This is a genomic window from Sphingomonas sp. CCH21-G11 (assembly GCF_001555965.1).
GTDB lineage: Bacteria > Pseudomonadota > Alphaproteobacteria > Sphingomonadales > Sphingomonadaceae > Sphingomonas.
In genome coordinates, this window is the sequence record NZ_LSHX01000006.1 from 1 (window position 1) to 7149 (window position 7149).

Here is a 7149-nt window from a genome sequence, read left to right on the forward strand (position 1 = left end):
GTTCCGGAAGGGGGATATGGGGCGGCCTACGCCTATTTCTCGTGTTCCGTTCGTTTCGAGCGCAGTCGAGAAACGTCTCGGTGCGCGTGCCATTCGCGTTTCTCGACTTCGCTCGAAACGAGCGGGGTTTGGTGCGAAACAAACGAGGGTCCGCTCGAACCAGCGGGGTGTGACGGGAAACAAGCAGCGGTTTGCTCGAAACCACCGGGTAGCAATGCGGCGTGATGTCGTGCGCGGTGGACAGGCCCCACCCCAACCCCTCCCCTGAGCCGAAGGCGAGCGCAGCTCAACGGGAGGGGCTCTACTCCGCCTCTTCCTCGTCCGTCGGATCTTCCGTCCCGGTGCCGTCGTCGACCTGAACCGACTTGGCGGGATCGGTGTCGATCGCGACGTCCTGGGCGACCATCGCCTCGGCCTCGTTCTCGGGCTCCTGATCCTCGTCGATGCGGGCGACGCCGACGACATGCTCGCCGGGCGCGACGTCGAAGAGGCGCACGCCGGCGGTGCCGCGGCCGATGACGCGCAGCGACGCGAGCGGGATGCGGATCAGCTTGGCCTGGTCGGTGACGAGCATCAGCTGGTCGGCGACGCGCGCGGGGAAGCTGGCGACGACGCGGCCGTTGCGGGCGATGTTGTCGATGTTGACGATCCCCTGGCCCCCGCGCCCGGTGCGGCGATATTCATAGGCCGAGCTCAGTTTGCCATAGCCGTTGGCGCAGACGGTGAGGATGAACTGTTCGCGCTCGACCATCGCGGCGAAGCGGTCGGCCGACAGCGCGCATTCGCCCTCGCGCTCGCCCTTCCACGGGGCGAAACGCAGATATTCCTCGCGCTCCTCCGCGCTCGCGCCCGAGCGATGGAGGATCGACAGCGAAATGACCTCGTCTCCGTCGCGGAGCGTCATGCCGCGCACGCCGGTCGATGCACGGCTCTGGAACGCGCGGACATCGTCGCCGGGGAAGCGGATCGCCTTGCCGTCGCGCGATGCGAGCAGCACGTCGTCATTCTCGTCGAGCAACGCGACGCCGATCAGGCGGTCGTCGGCGTCGTCGCCCTCGAACTTCATCGCGATCTTGCCGTTCGAGGGCACGTTGGTGAACGCGTCCATCGAATTGCGCCGCACCGAGCCCCGGGCGGTGGCGAACATGACGTGGAGCTTGCCCCACTCCGCCTCGTCCTCGGGCAGCGGCAGCACGGTCGAAATCGTCTCGCCATTGGCGAGCGGCAGCAGGTTGATCATCGGCCGTCCGCGCGTGGCCGGGCCGCCCTCGGGCAGCTTCCACACCTTCATCCGATAGACCTTGCCCAGCGTCGAGAAGAACAGGACGGGGGTGTGCGTCGAGGTGACGAACAGGTTGGTGACCGCGTCCTCGTCCTTGGTCGCCATGCCGGCGCGGCCCTTGCCCCCGCGCGCCTGGGCGCGGAAGGTGTCAAGCGGGGTGCGCTTGATATAGCCTTCGAGCGTGACGGTGACGACCATCTCCTCGCGCTCGATCAGGTCCTCGTCCTCGATCCCGTCGGCAGCGGCGGCAATCTCGGTGCGGCGCGGGGTGGCGTACTGATCGCGCACGGCGCGCAGCTCGTCGGTGAGCACCGCGTAGAGGCGGGCACGGTTGGCGAGGATCTCGAGCAGCTCGGCGATCGATTCGGCCAGCGTCTTCAGTTCGTCGCCGATCTCGTCGCGGCCGAGCGCGGTCAGGCGGTGGAGGCGCAGGTCGAGGATGGCGCGGACCTGGGCATCGGAGAGGCGGTAGACGTCGCCCTCGACCTCATGCTCGACCGCCTCGACCAGGCGGATATAGGGCGCGATTTCCGCCACCGGCCATTCGCGCATCAGCAGCTTCGTGCGTGCCTCCACCGGCGAGGCGGAGCCGCGGATGATCCTGACCACCTCGTCGAGATTGGTGACCGCGATGACGAGGCCGAGCAACAGATGCGCCCGCTCGCGCGCTTTCGCGAGCTCGAACTTCGAGCGGCGGGTGATGACCTCCTCGCGGAACTTGACGAACGCCTCGATGATGTCGCGCAGGTTGAGCAGCTCAGGCCGGCCGCCGCGGATCGCCAGCATGTTGGCGGGGAAGCTCGACTGGGCGGGCGTGTGCCGCCACAGCTGGTTGAGCACGACGTCGGGGGTCGCGTCGCGCTTGAGGTCGATGACGATGCGGACGCCCTCGCGGTTCGATTCGTCGCGGATGTCGCTGACGCCCTCGATCCGCTTGTCCTTGGCGGCCTCGGCGATCTTTTCGACGAGGCCCGACTTGCCGGTCTGGAACGGGATTTCGGTGAGCACGATCGAACGGCGCTCGCCGCGCGTCTCGGTGATGTGGCGCGAGCGCACGATGATCGAGCCGCGCCCGGTTTCATAGGCCGAACGGCAGCCCGAGCGACCGAGGATCACCGCGCCGGTCGGAAAGTCGGGGCCGGGCACGATCTCCATCAGCTCCTCGAGCGAGATCGGGCCGTCGCCGTCGAGCATCCGCTGGATATGCGCCAGGCACGCGTCGATCACCTCGCCCAGATTGTGCGGCGGAATGTTGGTCGCCATGCCGACCGCGATGCCGCCGGCGCCGTTGACGAGCAGGTTGGGAAAGCGCGCGGGCAGAACCGACGGCTCGCTCTCCGACCCGTCATAATTGGGGACGAAGTCGACCGTATCCTTGTCGAGATCGTCGAGCAGCGCGTTGGCGATCCGGGCGAGGCGCGATTCGGTGTAGCGCATCGCGGCGGGCCGGTCGGGGTCCATCGACCCGAAATTGCCCTGGCCGTCGATCAGCGGGACGCGCATCGACCAGTCCTGGGCCATGCGGGCCAGCGCCTCGTAGATCGAGCTGTCGCCGTGCGGGTGGTATTTACCCATCACGTCGCCGACGATGCGCGCCGATTTGCGATACGGCTTGCCCGCGACATAGCCGCTTTCATAGGCCGAATAGAGGATGCGGCGGTGCACGGGTTTCAGCCCGTCGCGGACATCGGGCAGCGCGCGCGCGACGATGACCGACATCGCATAGTCGAGATAGCTCGACCGCATTTCGTCGACGATCGAGATGGGCGTGATGTCGGAGGGGTCGGCGAGGAGCGTCTCGTCGGTCAAATGCTGGCGCTTTCGGAAGAGTGTGTCAGTTCTGGGTCGGTCTTAGACCCTGGCGACGTGACTGCCAAGTCTCGCGCGTGCGCGCGTGCGCGCGGGGAGAGCAACCGCCGCCCGAGAAACCGAGCGTCGCCCCGGCGGAGGCCGGGGCCTGCCCGCTATTGGCCAGAGGCCCCGGCCTCCGCCGGGGCGACGCCTCGTCAGAACGGGACTTCCTCGCCGTCCCAGGCGAAGAGCTTGCCGCTGTCCTGGGGTTTGAGCCCCTCGATCACGTCGAGCAGCTGGAGCGCGGCGCGTTCGGCGTCGAACAGCTTGCCCGGCGCGACATTGCCCTGGAACGGCCGGCTGAGCGCGGTGTCGACGGTGCCGGGATGGAGCGCGACGACGATCGAACGGTCGCTGCGCCGCTTCGATTCGATCGCGAAATTGCGGATCAGCATGTTGAGCGCGGCCTTCGACGCGCGATAGCCGTGCCAGCCGCCGAGCCGGTTGTCGGCGATGCTGCCGACGCGCGCGGAGAGGGCGGCGAACACCGGCTTGCCCTCGCGCGGGAGCAGCGGGAGGAAATGCTTGGCGACCAGCGCGGGGCCGATCGCATTGATCGCATAGACCCGCGCCAGCCAGTCGCCGTCGAGATCGCGCAGCGCCTTTTCCGGGCCGCGCGCATCGTCGTGGAGGATGCCGGTCGCGACGAACACCAGCGTCGGCGCGGGCCCGGTGGCGACGCGGGCCGCGGCGGCGGCGATGCTCGCCTCGTCGGTCAGGTCGAGGTGACGATCGCCGTCGAAGCTGCGGGCGAAGCGCCAGACGCGGGCGAACGTCCCCTCGGCCTCGATCGCGTCGGCAAAGGCACCGCCGATCCCGCCCGACGCGCCGATCACCACCGCGCTGCCGGTCATGCGCCGGCCCCGCGCACGAAGCGCCACGCATCGTCGGTGCTGGCGGCGGCGTCGAAGCGATAGCCGTCGCTGTCGAAGCCGCGCATCGCGTCGACATCGGTGACGCGATGCTCGCACATCCAGCGCGCCATCATGCCGCGCGCGCGCTTGGCGTCGAAGCTGACGAACTGCGGGCCGTCCGGGGTGGCGCGGCGGAAATCGACCTCGATCACGCGCAGGCCGGCGGGGAGCCTGCCGGCGACAGCGCCCCAATATTCCTGGCTGGCGAGATTGAGGATCGTGTCGGTACCCGCCGCGTCGGCGTCCGCGGCGATTTCCCGCGCGATGCGGTCCTGCCAATAAGCATAGAGATCCCTGGCCCTGCCGGGTGCCCAGCGCGTGCCCATTTCGAGGCGATAGGGTCGCATCGCGTCCAGCGGGCGCAGCAGGCCGTAGAGGCCGGACAGGATGCGGACATGATCCTGGGCGAAGGCGATCGCTTCCGGCTCAAGGCTCGCGGCCTCGAACCCGCGATAGACGTCGCCCGCAAAGGCGAACAGCGCCGGGCGCGACGGCGCGTCGTCAAAGCCGCGAAAGCGACCGGCGTTGAGCGCGGCCAGCTTGTCGGAAATGTGCATCAGCTTCGACAGCCGGGCGACCGAGAGGCGGGCGGCGCCGCGCGCGATCGTCGCCGCATCCTCCGCGAAGCGGGGCGTGGAGGCCGGCCGGTCGGGGAGCTGCCCGGAATAGTCGAGCGTCTTGGCAGGGGACAGAATGGCGATCATGCCGCCGCAGCTAGCGGGTGCGGGTGCGCCGGTCAAAACGGCCAAGGGGTCAGGGGTGCCCCGCCAATCCGGCGTCCGGTCATTCAACCACGGTTCAGTGGTGGGAACCGAAAGGCGGTGCGAGCGTCGATCGCTTGAAAGCCCCCGTTGCGCGAATTACAGCGGCGTCAACGGGTGACCGCATGCAGGAACTGGAGATATCGAAAATGAAGTTGCTTTCGTCAGCCGCGATCGCGTCGGCCCTGGTGCTCGGTGCGGCTTCCGTCGTCGCGACCGCGCCCGCCGAAGCGCAGAAAAAGAAAAAGGAAGAAGCGCCCAAGGTCGAGATCAGCAAGGAATTCCGTGACGCGATCGTCGCCGGCGACACCGCCGCCAAGGCGGGCGACATCGCCACCGCCGAGACGCAGCTCGCCGCCGCGGAGGCGGTGATGAAGAGCGAAGACGAAAAATACTTCGCCGCCCAGCTGCGCCTGCAGATCGCCAACAAGAAGAACGACACGCCCGGCATGGTGCGCGCGCTCGACACGCTGATCGCCAGCCCCAAGACGCCGGCGACCGACCTTGCCCGTTTCAACTATGTCCGCGGGGTCACGACGCTGGAGGGCAAGCAGCCCGCGCAGGCGCTGCCCTATCTGATCAAGGCGCGCGAGCTGGGTTTCCAGGATCCCGACCTGAACCTGCGCATCGCAGGCGCAAAGGTCGACAGCGGGGACCTGAACGGCGGGATCGCCGACCTGGAGCGCGCGATCGCCGAGCGCGAGGCCGGCGGCGCGGCCAAGGCCCCCGAACAATGGTATCGCTATGCCGCGAGCAAGCTGCAGGCGGCGAAGGACGAAGCGCAGCTCGCCGAATGGCTGCGCCGGCTGGTCCGCGCCTATCCCACCGCCGAAAACTGGCGCACCGCGATCAACATCTATCGAACCAGCGGCTCGCGCGGGGTCGACGATCTCGACCGCGAGGGCCGGATCGAGCTGTATCGCCTGATGCGCGCGACCAACGCGCTCGCCGACCAGAACGACTATATCCTCTATGCCGACGCCGCCAACAACGCGGGTCTGCGCTATGAGACGGTCGCGGTGATCGACGAGGGTCGCGCGTCGGGCAAGGTCCCGGCGTCGAGCAACCTGAACGGGCTCTACACCGCCGCCAAGCAGGCGATTTCGCGCGAGGGTTCGCTCGCCACGCTGGAGAAGGAGGCGATGGCGGCCAAGGACGGCAAGCTCGCGCTGCTGGCGGCCAATTCCTATCTGGGCACCAAGCAGTTCGCCAAGGCGGTGCCGCTGTATCGCGCCGCGCTCCAGAAGGGCGGGGTGAACACGGCGGCCGCGACGGTGAGCCTGGGCGCCGCGCTCGCCCAGTCGGGCCAGCAGGCCGAGGCGAAGCAGATCCTGGCGGGGGTCAGCGATCCGCTGCGCAAGGAGCTTGCAGCATTCTGGACGCTCTATGCGGATACCCGCGCGGCCGCGCCGGCGCCGGCGGCCGCATCCTGAGCCCAACGTAAACGACCGGCCGGCGGAACCCATGTTCCCCGGCCGGTGATCGTTCCGCCGGGCAGTCTAGACCGGAATCCCCGGCAGCTGCTTGGCCGTGCGGATGGTCAGCGACGTCTTGACGCTGGCGACATTGTCCGCGGTCAGCAGCTGGGTGGTCAGCATTTCCTGGAAGCTGCGCAGGTCGGTCGCGACGATCTTCAGGATGAAATCGATCTCGCCGTTGAGCATGTGGCATTCCCGGACCTCGGGGATCTGGCCGACATGCGCTTCGAACGCCGCCAGATCGGCCTCCGCCTGGCTTTTCAGGCTGACCATTGCGAACACGGTGATCGAATAGCCGAGCTGGGTGGGATCGAGCGCGGCGTGATAGCCCTTGATCGCGCCCGCCTCTTCCAGCGCGCGCACGCGGCGCAGGCAGGGCGGGGCGGTGAGCCCAACCCGTTCGGCCAGATCGACGTTCGTCATCCGGCCATCGTCCTGCAACAGGGCCATGATCTGGCGGTCGATCCGGTCGAAGGCCATGTGTCGTAACTCCGAAATCGTCGAACAGCGGGGGATGCCGTTCCTATAAGATAATTGCGCGCCAACGCAATTGTCCCACTATGCGACGTGCCAAAAATGAGTGGTTCCGTCATCGGACCGGCGTCGTTAAGGATTCGTCACGCCCCGAATCAACGGCGCGGCTCCGGGCTCCAAGCGTGCGCTTCGACGACACTTTCGCCACCGTTCTCGCGACCGATCTGAGCCATTCGCTCGCGCGCGAAACCGCGTGGCGCCAGCTCGTCGATCTGATCGCACGGGGCCGTGCGCCGCTCGATGACGGGACGCTGGGCCTGTTGCATGACCTGCATCGCGAAATGCCCGAATCGGTTCGGGCCGCGGGCGGTCGCATGCTCCAGCTTGCC

The 7149-nt window shown here is 68.0% G+C and carries 5 protein-coding genes and 1 pseudogene; 2 read left to right on the forward strand and 4 right to left on the reverse strand.

The features are described from left to right. Positions 1 to 301: 301 nt before the first annotated feature. The 3 genes from gyrA to yaaA form a co-directional block, all read right to left on the reverse strand. Positions 302 to 3091, reverse strand: a complete 2790-nt coding sequence (gene gyrA / locus AX676_RS01400; RefSeq protein ID WP_066476275.1) for a DNA gyrase subunit A — start codon at positions 3089 to 3091, stop codon at positions 302 to 304. A gap of 197 nt (positions 3092 to 3288) precedes the next feature. Next, on the reverse strand, positions 3289 to 3987 hold the full coding sequence (locus AX676_RS01405) for an SDR family NAD(P)-dependent oxidoreductase (RefSeq protein ID WP_066476281.1): 699 nt from the start codon (positions 3985 to 3987) through the stop codon (positions 3289 to 3291). Next, positions 3984 to 4751, reverse strand: a complete 768-nt coding sequence (yaaA, locus tag AX676_RS01410; RefSeq protein WP_066476276.1) for a peroxide stress protein YaaA — start codon at positions 4749 to 4751, stop codon at positions 3984 to 3986. Before yaaA ends, AX676_RS01405 begins: the two co-directional genes overlap by 4 nt. A gap of 206 nt (positions 4752 to 4957) precedes the next feature. On the opposite strand from yaaA, the gene AX676_RS01415 reads away from it, so the two are divergent. Beyond that, positions 4958 to 6241, forward strand: a complete 1284-nt coding sequence (locus tag AX676_RS01415; RefSeq protein WP_156437609.1) for a hypothetical protein — start codon at positions 4958 to 4960, stop codon at positions 6239 to 6241. Between the two features lie 66 nt (positions 6242 to 6307). Here the strand turns inward: AX676_RS01415 and AX676_RS01420 are convergent, their stop codons facing one another. Continuing rightward, positions 6308 to 6766, reverse strand: a complete 459-nt coding sequence (locus AX676_RS01420; protein ID WP_066476279.1) for an Lrp/AsnC family transcriptional regulator — start codon at positions 6764 to 6766, stop codon at positions 6308 to 6310. A gap of 176 nt (positions 6767 to 6942) precedes the next feature. On the opposite strand from AX676_RS01420, the pseudogene AX676_RS01425 reads away from it, so the two are divergent. Then, positions 6943 to 7149 (forward strand): annotated as a pseudogene (locus AX676_RS01425) (sensor histidine kinase); the annotation flags it as partial.

What these genes read in the sequence shown, in the direction of transcription:
- AX676_RS01405 (WP_066476281.1), bottom strand. Translation starts at nt 3,987, where the DNA reads ATGACCGGCAGCGCGGTGGTGATCGGCGCGTCGGGCGGGATCGGCGGT.
- yaaA (WP_066476276.1), bottom strand. Translation starts at nt 4,751, where the DNA reads ATGATCGCCATTCTGTCCCCTGCCAAGACGCTCGACTATTCCGGGCAG.
- AX676_RS01415 (WP_156437609.1), top strand. Translation starts at nt 4,958, where the DNA reads ATGAAGTTGCTTTCGTCAGCCGCGATCGCGTCGGCCCTGGTGCTCGGT.
- AX676_RS01420 (WP_066476279.1), bottom strand. Translation starts at nt 6,766, where the DNA reads ATGGCCTTCGACCGGATCGACCGCCAGATCATGGCCCTGTTGCAGGAC.